The 16228-nt window shown below is 74.5% G+C and carries 8 protein-coding genes; 7 read left to right on the top strand and 1 reads right to left on the bottom strand.

Annotation, left to right across the window (positions count from 1 at the left end; all coding sequences use genetic code 11):
* Window positions 1–26: 26 nt before the first annotated feature.
* The 7 genes from AB0Q96_RS19825 to AB0Q96_RS19855 all read left to right on the top strand — a co-directional run bounded on the left by AB0Q96_RS19825 (window position 27) and on the right by AB0Q96_RS19855 (window position 15536).
* Complete coding sequence (locus AB0Q96_RS19825) at window positions 27–3650, top strand: tubulin-like doman-containing protein (protein ID WP_365327096.1); 3624 nt, start codon at window positions 27–29, stop codon at window positions 3648–3650.
* On the top strand, window positions 3647–6136 hold the full coding sequence (locus AB0Q96_RS19830) for a hypothetical protein (protein ID WP_365327098.1): 2490 nt from the start codon (window positions 3647–3649) through the stop codon (window positions 6134–6136). Before AB0Q96_RS19825 ends, AB0Q96_RS19830 begins: the two co-directional genes overlap by 4 nt.
* Entirely contained in the window at window positions 6133–8247 is a 2115-nt protein-coding gene (locus tag AB0Q96_RS19835) for a hypothetical protein (protein ID WP_365327100.1), read from the top strand. The genes AB0Q96_RS19830 and AB0Q96_RS19835 overlap by 4 nt, the downstream gene beginning before the upstream one ends.
* A gap of 2102 nt (window positions 8248–10349) precedes the next feature.
* On the top strand, window positions 10350–11513 hold the full coding sequence (locus tag AB0Q96_RS19840; RefSeq protein WP_365327102.1) for a hypothetical protein: 1164 nt from the start codon (window positions 10350–10352) through the stop codon (window positions 11511–11513).
* A 40-nt stretch (window positions 11514–11553) separates the two neighbouring features.
* On the top strand, window positions 11554–12786 hold the full coding sequence (locus AB0Q96_RS19845; RefSeq protein WP_365327104.1) for an arginine deiminase: 1233 nt from the start codon (window positions 11554–11556) through the stop codon (window positions 12784–12786).
* A gap of 165 nt (window positions 12787–12951) precedes the next feature.
* The gene (gene argF / locus AB0Q96_RS19850) at window positions 12952–13962 is read left to right on the top strand and encodes an ornithine carbamoyltransferase (RefSeq protein WP_365327106.1); all 1011 of its coding nucleotides are present in this window, start codon (window positions 12952–12954) and stop codon (window positions 13960–13962) included.
* A gap of 131 nt (window positions 13963–14093) precedes the next feature.
* Window positions 14094–15536, top strand: a complete 1443-nt coding sequence (locus AB0Q96_RS19855) for an amino acid permease (protein ID WP_365327108.1) — start codon at window positions 14094–14096, stop codon at window positions 15534–15536.
* On the opposite strand, the gene AB0Q96_RS19860 is transcribed toward AB0Q96_RS19855, so the two are convergent.
* The gene (locus AB0Q96_RS19860) at window positions 15487–15966 is read right to left on the bottom strand and encodes an ATP-binding protein (protein WP_365327109.1); all 480 of its coding nucleotides are present in this window, start codon (window positions 15964–15966) and stop codon (window positions 15487–15489) included. The genes AB0Q96_RS19855 and AB0Q96_RS19860 overlap by 50 nt on opposite strands.
* Between the last annotated feature and the right edge of the window lie 262 nt (window positions 15967–16228).

The following is a 16228-nucleotide window of genomic DNA, read 5'->3' on the forward strand; positions in this document are numbered from 1 at the left end:
TCCTCAGGGTCCTTCAGGGAGACGACATGAAGATCTACCAGCCCATGCTGTTCGTCGGGCTAGGCGGCACCGGCGGGCGCATCGGAAGCGAACTGGAACGCAGCCTGCGCCGCGAACTGTGCGGGCCCGACGGCACCGCGCTCGTCGACGGAGGGCGCAGGCTGCCCTTCCAGCTGCCGGACTGCCTCCAGTTCGTGTACGCCGACTTCAGCGAGTCCGAGCTGCTGCGGCAGCCGCAGTTCCGCGCCAAGGGAGCCGAGGGCGCCGCCTACGCCCGTACCTCCCGCATGGTCCGCGACCTGCTGCCCACCGACTACGACTCCTCCCCGGAGGTCACCCGCATGCTGCGGGTCGCCCTGCACGAGGAGACCCGGACGTGGCTGCCGCCGCAGGCCCGCCAGCCGCGCGTGGCCCCCCTGCACAACGGCGCCGGACAGCTCCCCACCGTCGGCCGGGCTGCGCTCTTCGCGACCATGCGCTCGGGCCTCGAACCGGTCCTGCGGCAGCTGCGCGAGGCCATCGGCGCGATCGGCAACTCGGCCGGCGACCTCCAGCAGGTCGGCGGCGGCCGGATCCGGGGCTGTGACGTCTTCGTCGCCTTCTCCGTCGCGGGCGGCACCGGAGCCGGCATCTTCTACGACTTCATCCATCTCATCGGGCACGAGTTCCGGCGCTCCAAGGTCCCCGGCGTGAAGATCTACCCGCTGGTCGTCATGCCCTCAGCGTTCCCGCCCGAGGCCGGCGGCGGACGCGAGGCCGAACTGAACTCGGCCCGCGCCCTGGTGGACCTGTCCCGGCTGGTCGACGACCAGAACGTGCCGGACGCCCTCGACGAGGTCGGCGACGTCGAACAGCGCGGCCGGATCAGCGTCCACTACCCCGGCGACGGCGTGGTCTCCCTGCGCCCCTCCACGGTGCAGACGGCCTTCCTCTTCTCCAAGCCGGCCGTCATCGGCACCGAGGACCTGCGCCGCTCCATCACCGCCATGGTGCTGTCCCTCATCGGCACCGAACTGAGCGAGGAGAGCGGCTCGGCCAGTCGCGCCGAGGACGACTACCAGTCCTTCGCCGCCAGCTTCATCAACAAGAGCGTCGAGCGCTCCACCCCGGCCCGTACCGGCATCGGCTACCGCGGCATGTCCACCAGCCTCGCCGCCTCCCTCACCGTGCCCGTCGACGACCTCGCCGAGATCGTCGCCGCCCGGCTGCTCGCCCAGGCGGTCCGCGGCCTCGGCGAGCGGGCCCGGCGCGGCGGCCGCGAGGACAGGCAGCTCGTCCAGGACATGTTCAACCGCTCCGGCATCGGGCGCCTGTGGAACCGCGAGGCCCCCGACGTCCCCGCGCCCGAACAACTGCCCAAGGGCAGCCGGGCCATCACCCAGGCCCTGCGCGACCGGCTCGGCGACATGGAGGACTCGCTGCGCCGCCTGGAGGCCGAGCTCGCCCGCGAGGTGCCCCGGCTCACCGAGGACTTCAAGCCCGGCACCGCCGCCCGCGAACTCCTCGGCGTCATCAGCCCGTTCCGCCTGGAGGCCGTCCTCAACGGGCTGCCGGGCCACGCCGACCGGGTCGCCTCCGTCGGCTTCACCGGCATGCTCGACAACCGGCGCAACGACCCCGAACGGCCCCCGGACATCCAGACCTCGGCCCCCGTCATCCCGCACGTCAAGCGCGGCGCGGGCGGCCTCGTCCCGGCCCGCTGGAGCGACGTCGACGTCCAGGAGGCGCTCGCCCGCCAGGAGGCCTGGTACCAGTGGCGGGCCCGCACCCTGTGGCACCGGGCCTGGAAGGCCGGCGACTCCCAGTGGCGGACCCCGCTGCTGCGGATCCTCAGCGAACTCGGCGAGCTCGCCAAGGTGCTGCGCGCCCACGAACAGGACGAGGCCAAGCAGTTCGCCGACCGCCGCCGCGAGCTCTACCGCGACGACCGCACCGGCGTCTCCTACCTGCTGCCCCCGCAGAACAGCCTGCGCGCCTTCTACGACGACGTCCTCGAACGGCTCGTGAAGAGCGAGGGCCTGCCCGAGAACACCGACGCCGCCGGCCTGCTCGAAGAGCTGGTCCGCCCCGAGGACTGGCGGCGCGCCCTCGACGCCGTGCGCCGCTCGCCCGGCGCCGCCGTCAAGGAGATCAAGCAGGTCGTCGAGCGGCGGGTCAAGAAGCTGTTCGGCGAGGCCGACGACGACCGCTTCGACCGCCCCCTGCTGCCCTCCATGGAGCTGCTGCTGCGGGCGGCGGCCGGCGACGAGTCCGCCGAGTCCCGGGTCGACGCCCGCTGGCTCGGCCAGTTCCGCTCCGCGCTCGCCGGACTGCTCCCGGTCGGCTTCACCCCCGACGGCGGCGGCCCCCTGAAGATCCTCATCGTGCACCCGGCGAGCGAGTCCGACGGGCGGGCCAGCGAGTACCTGCGCCAGGAGCTCAACCTGCCGCCGCGCGCCACCCAGGAGTACCGGGCCGTCGACACCGACTCCATCACCGTCGTCCTCTTCCGCAGCGGCATGAACCTCACGGACATCTCCGAGGTCCGCGGCGTCCTCACCCTCTGGGCGGAGGCGCGCGACTCGGCCGGCCAGGACGACTTCCTGCACTGGCGCCAGCGCCTCGGCTACCAGGACGACTGGCTGGTCTCCACCGAGGAGGACCGGCAGCGGATCCTGCACCGGCTGCTGAACGCCATGTGGAACGGGAACATCCACGTCGAGGGCCACCCCGACTCGCCCGAACTGGTCCGCATCCGCCTCCAGGAAGGCGAGTCCGCGACCATGTCGCTGCGCCTGGAGGGCTTCGACGGCGCCCTGTCCAGCTGGGCCGGACTGCTGCGCGCGTACGAGCGGTGGGCCCTGCTCGACGAGGGCCAGATCATCGAGGAGTTCTGCGAACGCCTGATGCGCGCCCTGCCCAGGGGCCTGGCCCACACGCCGTCGCCGCCCGCGCCGCTCTTCACCCACTTCGTGGAGAAGGTCGCCCCGCGGCAGCTGGTGCTCCTCGACGAACTGGCCGCCGAGTACGGGGAGGAGGACGCCGAATGGCTGGCCCCGCTGCGGCACTTCTGGAAGGTCACCTTCCCGGGCGCCCTCCACATGCGCTTCGCCGGCGCGAGCCGCGCCACCCGGCCGAGCCTGCGCGCCCTGTTCGAACGCCACGCACCCGGCCGCGAGCAGAACTGGCCCGCCGAGGGCGGGGGACGCGGCGAGGGTGGAGGACGCGGCGAGGGCGGGGGAGGTGCCGAAGGCCGGGCGTCCGAGTCGTCCCGGCCCCCGGCGTCCCGGTCCTCCGAGCCGCGCGAGCAGTACGAGCGGCGGGACCGGCACGAGCCGTGGGACCCGAGTGACCGGTACGACCCGAGTGACCCGTACGAGCCGCGGGACCGGTACGACCCGAGTGACCCGTACGAGCCGCGGGACCGGTACGACCCGCGCGATCCGAGCAACCGGTACGAGCCGCGCGACCCGAATGACCGGTACGAGCCGCGCGAGCGCCACGACCCGCGCGACCCGCGCGAGGCGCGGGCGCCCTGGCCCGCCGATCCGCCGGGGCCCCGGGCGCCCGATCCCGTGGCACCCGCGCACGAACCGCCCGCCGCGACGCCCCGGCGCCCCGAGCCCGAGGACGGCGGCTACCCGTGGGAACTGGACGGTGAGGAGGAGTGAGCGACCGCACCACCTTGGACCAGACCGTCCCGGGCCACGCCGTCCTGCTCGACCTGCGGGCCGGCGGCTACGCCCCCAGCCACGCCGACACCGACGCGGAGCTGGCCGTGCACCGGGCGCTCGCCGCCCCGCAGCCCGTCGGTGAGCGCCGCTTCCTCGTCGTCGACGACGCCGACCGGCTCATCGCCCACCAGCGCCTCTACGAACGCCTCTCCTCCTACGGCCCCGCCCAGATCGTCTGCCTGGCCGTCGGCGCCCCGGGCGAGCGGACCCTGCGCCGCACCCTCACCCTGGGGCCCCCGCCCGCCGGGGTGCTGTGGCTGCTCGACGACTTCCGCGGCCCCGACGCGGGCGCCCTGCGCCCGCTCGTCGACGTGCTCGCCACCCCCGAGGTGTTCGACGCCGTCCTCCGGGGCCTCGGCCGCATCGTGAACGGCGTCGCCGTCCCCTCCGTACGCATCCTGGAACACGACCTCACCGACGAGGCCCGGGCACGGGCCTGGCGGCAGGCGATCGAAGCGCTCACCGGGCCCGACGTCCCCACGCCCGCCGCCATCGGACCCGTCCCCGGCGAACTGGCCCTGCTGCTCGACGAGTCGGTGCCGCGCTCGCTCGCCGAACACGCCTGGCTGCCCGCCCACGGGCGGGCCGGGGCCCAGCTCAGCGCCTGCGAGGACGCCCTCGACGAGGCGATCGAGGGCCACGCCCGGGTGCGCGGCGCCGCCGGACTGTTCGGCGCCGCCGGCCGGGACGCCGACCTGCCCGGCGACCTCGAACGCCTCGCCCAGGCGCTCGTCCGCTTCCGGAACACCGTCGCCGACGCCTTCGCCCTCGCCGGCGGCACCAGGCCGACCATCGAGGAACGCGGGCTGCTGCGCGACCGGGGCGTCCAACTCCCCGACCTGCCACGGGAGATCACCCGTACCGGCATCGTCCCCGCACTGCGCGACCACACCCACGAGCTGATCGCCCGCCGACTGCCGCTGCGCTCGGTCGCCGCCCGGCTCACCGCCCTCGCGGCCCGCACCGCCCCGGCGGGCAGTGCCGCCCGGCTCGCCCGCCTCGACGCGATCTGCGGACCCGGGCAACGGGACCGGCTCATCGGGCCGCACCCCTTCCTCGCCGGCGGCCCGAGATCCTCGGCCGCCGCCGTGACCGGACTCCTCGCCGCGCTCGCCGGACTCTGGGCCGGCGCCGGCTGGGTCCTCGGCCCCGTCGTCGGCCTGCTCGCCGCCCTCCTGGCCGACCGGATGTGGCGCCGCCGCCCCAACCGCTCGCCCGACGGGCGCCTGGATGGCGGCGGTGGCACCGGCACCGCCCCCCGCCTCCTCGGCGGCCTGGCCGGCGGGTTCGCCGGGGCGGGCGCGGGCAGCTGGCTCGGCCTGCCGCTGTGGGCGGGCGCCCCGGCCTTCGCCGTGGCCGCCGGCGCGGTCGTGCTGCTCGCGCTGCGCGACTGGACCCGGGGCGTGGACGACTGGTGGGACCGGGCGGACCCGGAAGGAGCGGGTCGGGTCCTCAAGGAGATCCAGGACCTGGTCGTCACCACCGCCGTGCACGACTGGCTCTTCGCCGACGTGCGTCACCACTGCTCGGACGGGGCCGGTGCGGTCGCCCGGCTCCTTCGGGGCCTCGCGGCGACGGCCCAGGCCCACGGCGGGCCGGAGGACCCCGACCCGTACGGGTGGCAGGCCGCCGCGGAGGCCGACGCCACGGCGACGGCGGCCGGGGCCCGGCGGGGCGAGCCGACCGGCTGGGACTGGGACGACTCGGCGGACGGCGGCGGATTCGACGACGAGTACGGCGCCGGCCACGGCTCCTGGCCGGGCGGGAGCACACCCGGCGGAGCCTGGCCCGGCACCGGCCCGCGCCCCGCCGCCCCCGCGCCCCGGACGGCACCCACGCCGTCCGAGCCCGCCCCGAAGTGGCTGGAACGGCGGTACGGGGACGGCGGCCCCGCGCTCGTCGACACCCTCAACGGCGACCTCGTCGAGGGGGTCGTGGCGCTGCTCGACACCTGCTGGGCCGGGATCGAACGCGACCCGGGCAACGCGGGCCGCACCCCGCTCGACCGGCAGATGAACGAGCTGCTCGACGAGACCAGGACCCGCCTGGAACGCGACGCCGCCGCGTCCCCGCCGCCCGGCCGGGACCGGGGCGAGCGGCCCGACGCCGCCCGGCTCACGGGCGTCGGCCCGGAGGCGGTCGTCCGGCTGATCACCGCGGCCGCCGACGACCCCGGCCTGACCGTCCCGCTGTGCGGCCCCGAACACCTGCGGCTGCTCTCCCACGAGCCGGGCGCGGTGCGCCGGGTGCGGTTCGTGCCCGAGACCATGCGCCGCGGGGCGACCGGCGACGACATCTGGCGGGGCGCCGTCGAGGACGTGGTGTGGACGGACTCCGGCCGGCACGCGGGCGTCCTGCGTCTCGTACCCCTGCGCGCGGACGTGGTGCGCACCGTGAGGGAAGAGGAGGGCGGAGCGCCATGACCGAGGCGGGATCCGCACCGGGGCAGGACCCCTTGGAGGAGCTGGAGTTCGTCACCCACCGACAGGAGCAGATCCGCGTCGTCGTACGTCCCGGAGAGGAACGGCGGGCGCCCGCCCGGCCCCACCTGCTGACGCGGCAGCTCACGATGGGCGACGGCTGGCCCGTCGTCCAGTTCCGGCTGCCGCGTTCCGCGCAGAGCGACCCCCGCGCGTACGCCCTCCTCGAACGGGAGGTCGCCGCCGCGGTCGCCGTCGAACGCCGGTACGCGGGGGAGAAGTTCGCCGACCTCTTCACCCGGATCGTCGGCTTCGACCTCGACTGCGCCGAACCCTTCGTGCTCTACCGGTCCTCGCCCGGCACCCCGCTCGCCGAGTGCCTGCCCCGCCTCGGCGGCGAGGAACAGCAGAAGATCGTCGGCCAGTTGGCCGTCGCCGTACGGCTGCTCGGCGAGGCGGGACTCGTCCACCGGGCCCTGACCCCCGAGACCGTACGGTGGACCGGCGGCCACGTCCGGCTGAGCGAGCCGCACGCGGCGCAGCGCACCGGCGAACCCCGCGAACCCTTCGGCACCTCCCCGTGGGCCTCGCCCGAACAGCGCGCGGGCCGCGGCGGCGCCGACACCCGCGACGACCTGTGGTCGCTCGCCCGGATCGCGTACTACCTGCTCTCCGGCCACCCCGGACCGCCCGGGTTCGCCGACCGGGCCGACGGACCGCCCGCCGACCTCGGCGACTACCGCCGGCTCAGCGCGCTCGCCCAGAGCGGCCTGTTCGCCCCGACCGCCGCCGCCCGCCCGTCCCCCGTCGAACTGCTGCGCCTGCTCCGCCTGCGCGACCCGCTCGCCGACTCCGTCGACACCGCCGACCCGGAGGACCGCGGCCGGGAACGGTACGACGCCGAGATCGCACGCAAGGCGGACCTCCAGCGGCAGGCCCGCGAGGAGGCCGAGGAGCGGGACCGGCGCGGCCCGCCGCCCGGACCCGCCCCGGCGCGCAGAAGCTGGTTCCCGCGCGGCAACCGGGACGAGGAACGGGAGCCCGCCGGACCGCCCCCGCCCACCGGGCCGCCCCCGCGCACCTGCCCGTACTGCCTGCTGCCCGTCCACTACGACGAGAGCCTCCTCGTCACCATCGACGCCAAGGGCACCCGCGTCCCGCTCGACCTCAGCGCCGAACACCGCCCCGCCCACATCAAGGACGCCCTGCGCACCGCCTACCACCTGTGCCCGCACGCCGACGGGGAGGAGGCCCACGAACTCCCCGTCCCCTACCTCACCAACGGCGAGCCGCTGTCCATCGCCTTCGTCGGCAGCTCCGGCGTCGGCAAGACCCATCTGATGGCCGCCATGCTCGGCGAGGTCGAGCTCGGCGGCCTGGAGCCGTACGGCCTGAAGGCACTGCCCCTCAACCCCGAGGCGCACCGCGCCTACCTGCGCGAACGCGTCCAGAGCCTCCAGCAGGGAAGACAGCTGGGCCGCACCGGACAGCAGACCTTCGCCCAGTTCGCCGACGGCCTGCTCGTCTCCGCCCCCGGCCGCACCCCGCGCCCCGTCGTCTTCTTCGACCTCGCCGGCGAGGACCTCGCCGGGGACGGGGCGGTGAGCCGCTTCCTGATGGGCGTCGACGCCTTCGTGTTCGTCGTCGACCCGCTGCGCGCCCTGCGCATGCCCGCCCTCGACCCGCTGCGCGAACGGCACAAGCTGCCCCGCCGCGACCTCGGCGACGAGGCATTCACCACCGTCCTCAACAAGCTGGACCGCGCCTCGCACGGGTTCCTCCCGGCACCCGCCGCGATCGCGGTCAACAAGAGCGACCTGATGCGCTTCGAACCGGCCGTCGACCGCTGGCTCGGACGGGCACTGCCCGGCGGGTACGACGCGGAACAGACCCGGGCCGAGAGCCGGGACGTGTTCGCCTTCCTGGACCACCACGCCAGCCCCGCCTGGCTCCGGCCCTTCGACGACCACGCCCACTGCACCCTGCACTTCGTCGCCGCCACCGGAGGCCAGGCGCGCGGCGACCGCTTTCCGCACGGGGCCCGGCCGCGGCGGGTCCTGGCGCCGCTGCTGTCCGTCTTCGCCGCGTGCGGGCTGCTTCGAGGGAGAGGCTGATGGCGCGCAACCCCGACGAGTTCGACCAGATCGTCTTCCGCTGGGACAGCGAGAACGTCGCCGGCACCACCGGATTCGGGCCCGTGGCCTGGTCGGGCCCGCGCGCGGACGCGGAGGGCCTGTTCCACGGCGCCGGAGCGCTGCTGCGGGCCAGCGGGGACGAGACCAGAGCCGCGCTGATCAGGCTCCAGCGCCGGGGCGGCGACGCGGTGCTGATCCGCCGCCTCCCCTGGACCGACCCCGGCGGCCGGTCCTCCACCCTCTGCCACGCCCTCGTCGGCTCGCCCGAGGTCCTCTCGGCCGCCACCTGCCTGGGGCTGCACGCCTGGAACGGGGAGGGCGCGGACCTGGATCCGGCGGAGGTGCGCGGCGAACTGTCCACCGTGGGCGAGGAGGCGCTCCTCTCCACCGTGGGCCTGGGCCAGTTCGCCCTGGACGCGCGGGTCCCGGACGTCGCCGAGGAACTCATCGGCGTGGCAGCCGAGTTGCTCCGCCACCCGGAGGCCCGCTTCACCTTCCTGGACGAGCGGGGCGACACCGCCCTTCCGGTCCTGTGGGGCCTGCACAGCATGTTCGGCCTGGTCCACCGCAGCTGGACCTTCGCCAGCCACGACACGGCCGAACTCCCCGCCCTCCGCTTCGTGTTCGTCAGCCGCTGGTCGGGCGCCGCCGCCCGCAACACCGACCGGCGCCGCACCGACCCCCGCGAACGCGTCGGCGACGCGGCGGAGTCGGTCGCGACCCGCCTCGTCGCCCACCACCTGCGCGGCCTGGAGGAGGGCGACAACCGCGAGTTCGCCGTGAGCGGCACCCTGGAACGCCTCCACACCCACCCCGCCACCCCCCTCCTCACCACAGCCCACGCCGCCGCCACCCACCTCGACCGCCGCTACCCACCTCACCCGACGCCACGACGGGCGCCGGGGGGAGCGCGGGCGGCGGGGGGAGCGCGGGACGAGAGCCTGCGGTCCGAGGAGCGGGGCCGGGGGGCGGAGTCGCCTCGGGCGAGCGAGCCCAGTCGGGGAGGCGTGCCTCCCTGGGGGGCGGATTCACCGCGCGGGACGGATACGCCGCGCGGGGCCGAGCCGCGTCGGGGGGACGAGTCTCCGCGTGCGGGGGAGTCGCCTCGGGGCGCGGAGTCCGCTCGCGGGGCTGAGTCGCCCTGGGGGGCGGAGGGTTCTCGGGATGCCGAGTCCCGTTGGGGGGCCGAGCCACCGCGTGCGGGGGAGTCGCCTCGGGGGGCTGAGCCTGCTCGTGGGGCGGAGCCGTCCCGGGAGTCGGACGGTTCTCGGGGTGCCGAGCCGGGCCGGGGGGTTGAGCCCCGGCGGGCGGCGGAGCCGCCTTGGAACGCCGAGAAGAATCGCGGTGCGGAGACGGCTCGGGGGGCCGAGTCCGCGCGTGGCGCCGAGTCACCCTCGGGAGCCGACGGTTCTCGGGGCGCCGAGTCCCCGGGGGCTGGGTCGTCCCGGGGGTCCGAGAGCCCTCGGGACGCGGAGTCCTGGCGGGGTGCCGAGTCGCCCCGCGGTACGGACTCGCCGCGCGGCGCGGATTCACCCGGGGGTGCCTCCTCCCGGGCGGCTGAATCTTCGTGGGCGGCCGATTCGCCCGGGGGCGACGAGCGCACTCGGGGTACCGAGTCCGGCCGGGGTACCGACCCGTCCCGGTCCGCCGAGTCGTCATGGGGTGCCGCCCCGTCCCGGGCTGCCGAGTCCCGTGGGGGTACCGACCCATCTCGGGGCACCGAGTCCCGTGGGGGTACCGACCCGTCCCGGGGTACTGAGTCCCGTCGGGATGCCGACCCGTCCCGGGGTACCGACCCGTCCTGGGATGCCGAGCCGTCTCGGCGTACCGATCCGTCCCGAGCCGTCGACCCGTCCACGGGTGCCGATCCGTCCCGGGCCGGCGATTCGCCCCGGGGCGCGGAGTCGCCTTGGGGGGCTGAGCCCGCTCGGGGCGCCGAGTCCCCCCGGGCCGGCGAGTCGCCGCATGGCGCGGACGTGCCTCGCGGTACGGGGACGCCCTGGGAGACCGAGTCCGCTCGGGACTCCCGTACCCCCGGGGCGGATCGGCCGGACGGCGGGCCCGAGGCGGGCTCGGGAGCCGTGTCCGGCTCGTACGCCCAGCGTGGCTCGGCGGCCTCCCCGTCCTCGCCCGTCCACCCCGTCGCCTCCCCCTGGGCCGGGCCCGCCAAGCTGGGGCGCCGGTTGCGGCGGCGGAGGGGCCCGGCGCCGAAGGAGGGCGGGCTCGGCGGGCGGCTGGACCGGGCGGAGAACGTCGGGCAGGCGCAGGCCGCCGCGCGCGAGGCCTCGGACGCGGACCTCCTCGCCGTGCTCCGCGACCGCGGACTGCCGCACCGCCTCACCACCGTCCTCGTCCAGGAGACCGCGCACCGCTTCCCCTCCTGGAACAGACGGCTCCGCTACGAGCTGCGCGACCTGGTCCTCGACGAGGCGTACTTCGTCTTCCGCACCCACCCGGCCGACCACGTCGAGCCCGCCGAGCGGGCCGCCGACGCCGCCGCCCTGCACCACTGGGCCGTGCGCCCGGTGCTGGGCGGCAAGAAGAGCGGCAGCGGCGGCCGGAACGCCGAGGCCGCCGTCGACGAGCTCACCGAACTGCTCGCCCGTTTCCGTACCAGCCCACACCCGGCGGCCCGGACCGCGTTCCTCAAGATCGTGCGGGACGAGCGGTCGGGGCTGCCGGACTCCGTCCTGCGCAGCCTGGTCCTCGGCACCCGGCGGCACGCCGAGCGGGACCATCCGCCGGACCCGGGCCGGCCACCCTCGGCGCCGTCGGAGTCCCGCCCCGCGGACCCGCTCCGTCCGGCGCCGCCCATCCCCGGGCCCGACGCGGCCACCCCCACGAAACCCGCCTCACCGACCCACGCCCCGGCCGGCCCCGCTTCAGCGAGCCGAGGCCCGGCGAGTCACGCCCCGACCGGCCCCACCTCGCCGAGTCACGCCCAGGCGAGTCACGCCCTGTCAGAGCCCGCCGAGGCGAGGCGAGCTCCGTCGGGCCCCGCCCAGGAAGGGTCCGCCCCGCCGACTCGCGTTCGGTCAACTCATCTCCCCCCGACTCATCTCCCCCCGACTCATCTCCCCCCGACCCATCTCCCACCAACCGACCCCCCACCAACCCACGTCCCCCCGAGCCCGCCCTCTCCTCCCTCCGCCCCCGCCAAGGACGGCCGGGTCGTGGTCGGTGTGCTCGGTGCGGTGCTCGTTCTGCTGATCATCGTCATCCTCGCGTCGATCCTGACGCGCTGAGAACCACGCGCGAGCCGTCCCGCTCCGTCAGGATGGGGCCATGGGATTCCATGTCGATTCCGAGACCGGGCGGCTGCGCCGCGTCATCCTGCACCGCCCCGATCTGGAGCTGAAGCGGCTCACCCCGACCAACAAGGACGCCCTCCTCTTCGACGACGTGCTGTGGGTGCGCCGGGCCCGGCAGGAGCACGACGGTTTCGCCGACGTGCTGCGCGACCGGGGCGTCGAGGTGCACCTCTTCGGGGACCTCCTGCGGGAGGCCCTGGAGCTGCCGGCGGCGCGCGCGCTGGTCCTGGACCGGGTCTTCGACGAGAAGGAGTACGGTCCGCTCGCCACCGACCACCTGCGCGCGGCCTTCGACTCGCTCGACGCCGCCGCGCTGGTGGAGGCGCTGGTCGGCGGGATGACGAAGCGGGAGTTCCTGGCCGGTCACCGCGAACCGACCTCGGTCCGCTTCCACGCCCTGGATCTGGACGACTTCGTGCTGGGGCCGCTGCCGAACCACCTCTTCACCAGGGACACCTCCGCCTGGATCTACGACGGGGTCTCGATCAACGCGATGCGCTGGCCGGCCCGGCAGCGGGAGACGGTCCACTTCGAGGCGATCTACAAGCACCACCCGCTGTTCAACGGCGCGGAGGCGGGCAGCTTCCACCACTGGTCGGAGGGCCAGGCCGACTACCCGTCGACGATCGAGGGCGGTGACGTCCTGGTCATCGGCAACGGCGCGGTCCTCATCGGGATGAGCGAGCGGACCACCCCGCAGGCCGTCGAGATGCTGGCCCGCGGCCTGTTCGCGGCGGGCTCGGCGCGCACGATCATCGCGCTGGACATGCCGAAGCGCCGGGCGTTCATGCACCTGGACACGGTGATGACGATGGTGGACCAGGACACCTTCACCCAGTACGCGGGGCTCGGCAACCTGCGCTCGTACACGATCGAGCCGGGCGACGACGGGCGGTCCCTGCGGGTGACGGACCATCCGCCGGAGCAGATGCACAGCGCCATCGCCGCGGCGCTCGGCCTCCAGGACATCCGGGTGCTCACGGCGACCCAGGACGTGCACGCGGCGGAGCGCGAGCAGTGGGACGACGGGTGCAACGTGCTCGCGGTGGAGCCGGGCGTGGTCGTGGCGTACGAGCGGAACGTCACCACCAACACGCACCTGCGCAAGCAGGGCATCGAGGTGATCGAGATCCCGGGCAGCGAGCTGGGCCGGGGGAGGGGCGGCCCGCGGTGCATGAGCTGTCCGGTGGAGCGGGAGGCCGTTTAGACCGTACGGAAGGGAAAGGGAAAGGGGGGTGGGAGGGAGTCGGACAGGGAGTGGGGGAGGGGGCTGTATAAGAATTCTGAATTATGTATACACTTCCAGGGTCCTGATCCGCGCTGTCCCAGCCGATCCCCCGCGATCCCGCCCGACCCATCCCAGGAGCGCCCCATGGCCACCGACCTCACCGGCCGCCACTTCGTCAAGGAGCTGGACTTCACCGCCGAGGAGTTCCGCGGCCTGATCGCGCTCGCCGCCGAGCTCAAGGCGGCCAAGAAGGCGGGCGCCGAGGTCCAGCGGCTGAAGGGCCGGAACATCGCCCTGATCTTCGAGAAGACCTCGACCCGCACCCGCTGTGCCTTCGAGGTCGCCGCCGCCGACCAGGGTGCCGCCACCACCTACCTCGACCCCGCCGGGTCCCAGATCGGGCACAAGGAGTCGGTCAAGGACACCGCCCGGGTGCTCGGCCGGATGTTCGACGGGATCGAGTACCGGGGCGACAGCCAGGAGGCCGTCGAGGAGCTGGCCGCCTTCGCCGGCGTGCCCGTCTTCAACGGTCTCACCGACGACTGGCACCCCACCCAGATGCTCGCCGACGTGCTCACCATGACCGAGCACTGCGACAAGCCGCTGACCGACACGGCCTTCGCCTACCTCGGCGACGCCCGCTTCAACATGGGCAACTCCTACCTCGTCACCGGCGCCCTGCTCGGCATGGACGTCCGCATCGTGGCCCCCAAGGAGTACTGGCCGGCCGAGGGATTCGTCGCCGAGGCCCGGCGGCTCGCCGAGGGCAGCGGGGCCCGGATCACCCTCACCGAGGACGTCGCCGAGGGCGTGCGCGGCGCCGACTTCGTCGCCACCGACGTGTGGGTGTCGATGGGGGAGCCCAAGGAGGTCTGGGACGAGCGGATCGCCGCGCTCTCCCCGTACGCCGTGACCATGGACGTGCTGCGCGCCACCGGCAACCCGGACGTCAGGTTCCTGCACTGCCTGCCCGCCTTCCACGACCTCGGCACCGCCGTCGGCCGGGACATCCACGCGCGGCACGGGCTGACCGAGCTGGAGGTCTCCGACGAGGTCTTCGAGTCGGAGCACTCGGTCGTCTTCGACGAGGCGGAGAACCGGATGCACACCATCAAGGCGGTCATGGTCGCCACCCTGGGCGACCCCCAGGCGTAGGGCGCGAATAGAAATGCGCCCGATTGGGTGAGCATGCGCGGTGCGGACTACTATCGCATCCTTCGAGGGGGTTCGGGCATACATGCCCGGACCCCCTTCGCGTCTGCCCGACCAGAGATGAGAACCACCGCATGCCCCCGTCCGTCCGGCGGATCAAGTCCCCGCACCAGCTGATCGCCGAATCCGGAGCCGACCTCGAAGGGCACGGCCTCAAGCGCACCATGGGCCTCTTCCAGCTCGTGTGCTTCGGCATCGGTGCCATCGTGGGCACCGGCATCTTCGTCGGGCTCTCCGACAGCGTCGCCGAGGCCGGGCCCGCGGTGGTGGTCTCCTTCGTGCTCGCCGCGATCACCTGCGTCTTCACCGCCTTCTCCTTCGCGGAGCTGGGCAGCGCGATCCCGGTGTCGGGCTCCTCGTACTCCTTCGCCTACGCGAGCCTCGGCGAGCGCGTCGCCTTCCTCGTCGGCTGGTGCCTGCTCCTGGAGTACGGCATCTCCGTCTCCGCGGTCGCGGTGGGCTGGAGCCAGTACCTGAACGAACTGCTCGACAGCCTGACCGGCCACCAGCTGCCCGCCGCGCTCTCCGCCGGGCCCGCCGACGGCGGGGTGGTCAACCTGCCCGCCGTGATCGTCATCCTGCTCGCGGCGACGCTGCTGGTCCGCGGGGTCCGCGAGAGCGCCCGGGCGACCGCCGCGATGGCCGTGCTCAAGATCGGGATCCTGGTCCTCTTCTGCGCCATCGGCTTCAGCGCCTTCCAGGACGGCAACCTCTCCCCGTTCGCCACCCACGGCACCGCCGGGATCACCGCGGGCGCCTCCGTCGCCTTCTTCTCGTACATCGGCTTCGACGCCATCACCACGGCCGGCGAGGAGGTGAAGAACCCGCGCCGCAACATCCCGCTGGCCATCCTCATCTGCATCGGACTCGTCACCCTGCTGTACTGCGCCGTCGCGCTCTCCGCGATCGGGGCGCTCGGCGCCGACGCCGTCGCCGACAAGCCGGCCGCCCTCTCGCTCGTCGTGAACCAGGTCACCGGCTCGACCGTCGGTGGCGGGATCGTCGCCTTCGGCGCGGTCGTCGCCATCGCCTCCGTGGTCCTCACGGTGATGTACGGACAGACCCGCATCCTGATGTCGATGTCCCGCGACGGCCTGGTGCCCCGGGTCTTCGAGCGGGTGTCGCCGAAGAGCGCGACGCCGGTGGCCAACACCTGGATCGTGGCCTGCGTCTTCGCGGTCCCGGCGGCGTTCGTCCCGCTCGACGTCGTGGTCAACCTGACCACGATCGGCACCCTCGCGATCATGGTCGTGGTGAACATCGCGGTGATCGCGCTGCGCCGCCGCAACCCCGAGCTGCCGCGCTCGTTCCGGGTCCCCCTGTACCCGCTCAGCCCGATCCTCGGCGTCGGATTCTGCTGCTATCTGATCTGGGGCACCGGCTGGGCGACCTGGGTGCAGTTCGTGGTCTTCCTCGGCGTCGGCGCGGTGGTCTACAGCCTGTACGGGCGCCGCAGGTCGCGGCTGGTCACGACCCCGGACTCCGGCGCCGCTGCGGCGGCACGGCCGGGAGCGTGAACCAGACCGCCTTGCCGTGCGCGGTGGGGCGGTGCCCGCAGTCGCTGCTGAGGGCGCGGATCAGGAGCAGCCCGCGCCCGTGCTCCTGCCACGGGTCGACCGGTGTGCCGGGCGGGGGGCAGGCCAGCTCCCCGGGGGCGGCGGGCCGCCCGTCGTGCACCTCTATCTGACAGCCGCCGGGGGTCGGGAGCAGCTCCACGACCAGCTCGATGGGGCCGTCGCCCGCGGTGTGCTCGACGGCGTTGGCCACCAGCTCGGCCGTCAGCAGCTCGGCCGTCAGCAGCTCGGCCGTGTCCCGGTCGGCGGCGCCGAGCTCACCGCCCTCGATGCCGGCGAGGGCGGTCCGGACGAGCGCGCGGGCGATCGGCACGGCGGCCGTCGTGTGGGGCAGCGCGACGCGCCAGGAGGCGGGGCCTGGGGCTTCGAACACGGGCGGGGCTTCCCTTCGGGCTCGGGCGGGCGATGAGGGGCGTCCTGCCTGCCACCTTACGGACCCATAAATATGGATACAGGGGCGGTCGTCCGGGGTGCCGGGGACCTGGGTCGGCGCGGGGGCGGGACTTTCGGGCGGGGCGGGCGGGACGGGTAGGGCGGATGGGGCGGGTGTTGTCGTGACGTGCCGTCGCGACTGCCGTCCTGCGAGCGGCGTACGCCCGGCCGCGGCGGTGCCGCGCGACCCGTCGTCCCGCGTA

The sequence above is a fragment of the Streptomyces sp. NPDC093111 genome, from assembly GCF_040683955.1.
Classification (GTDB): domain Bacteria; phylum Actinomycetota; class Actinomycetes; order Streptomycetales; family Streptomycetaceae; genus Streptomyces.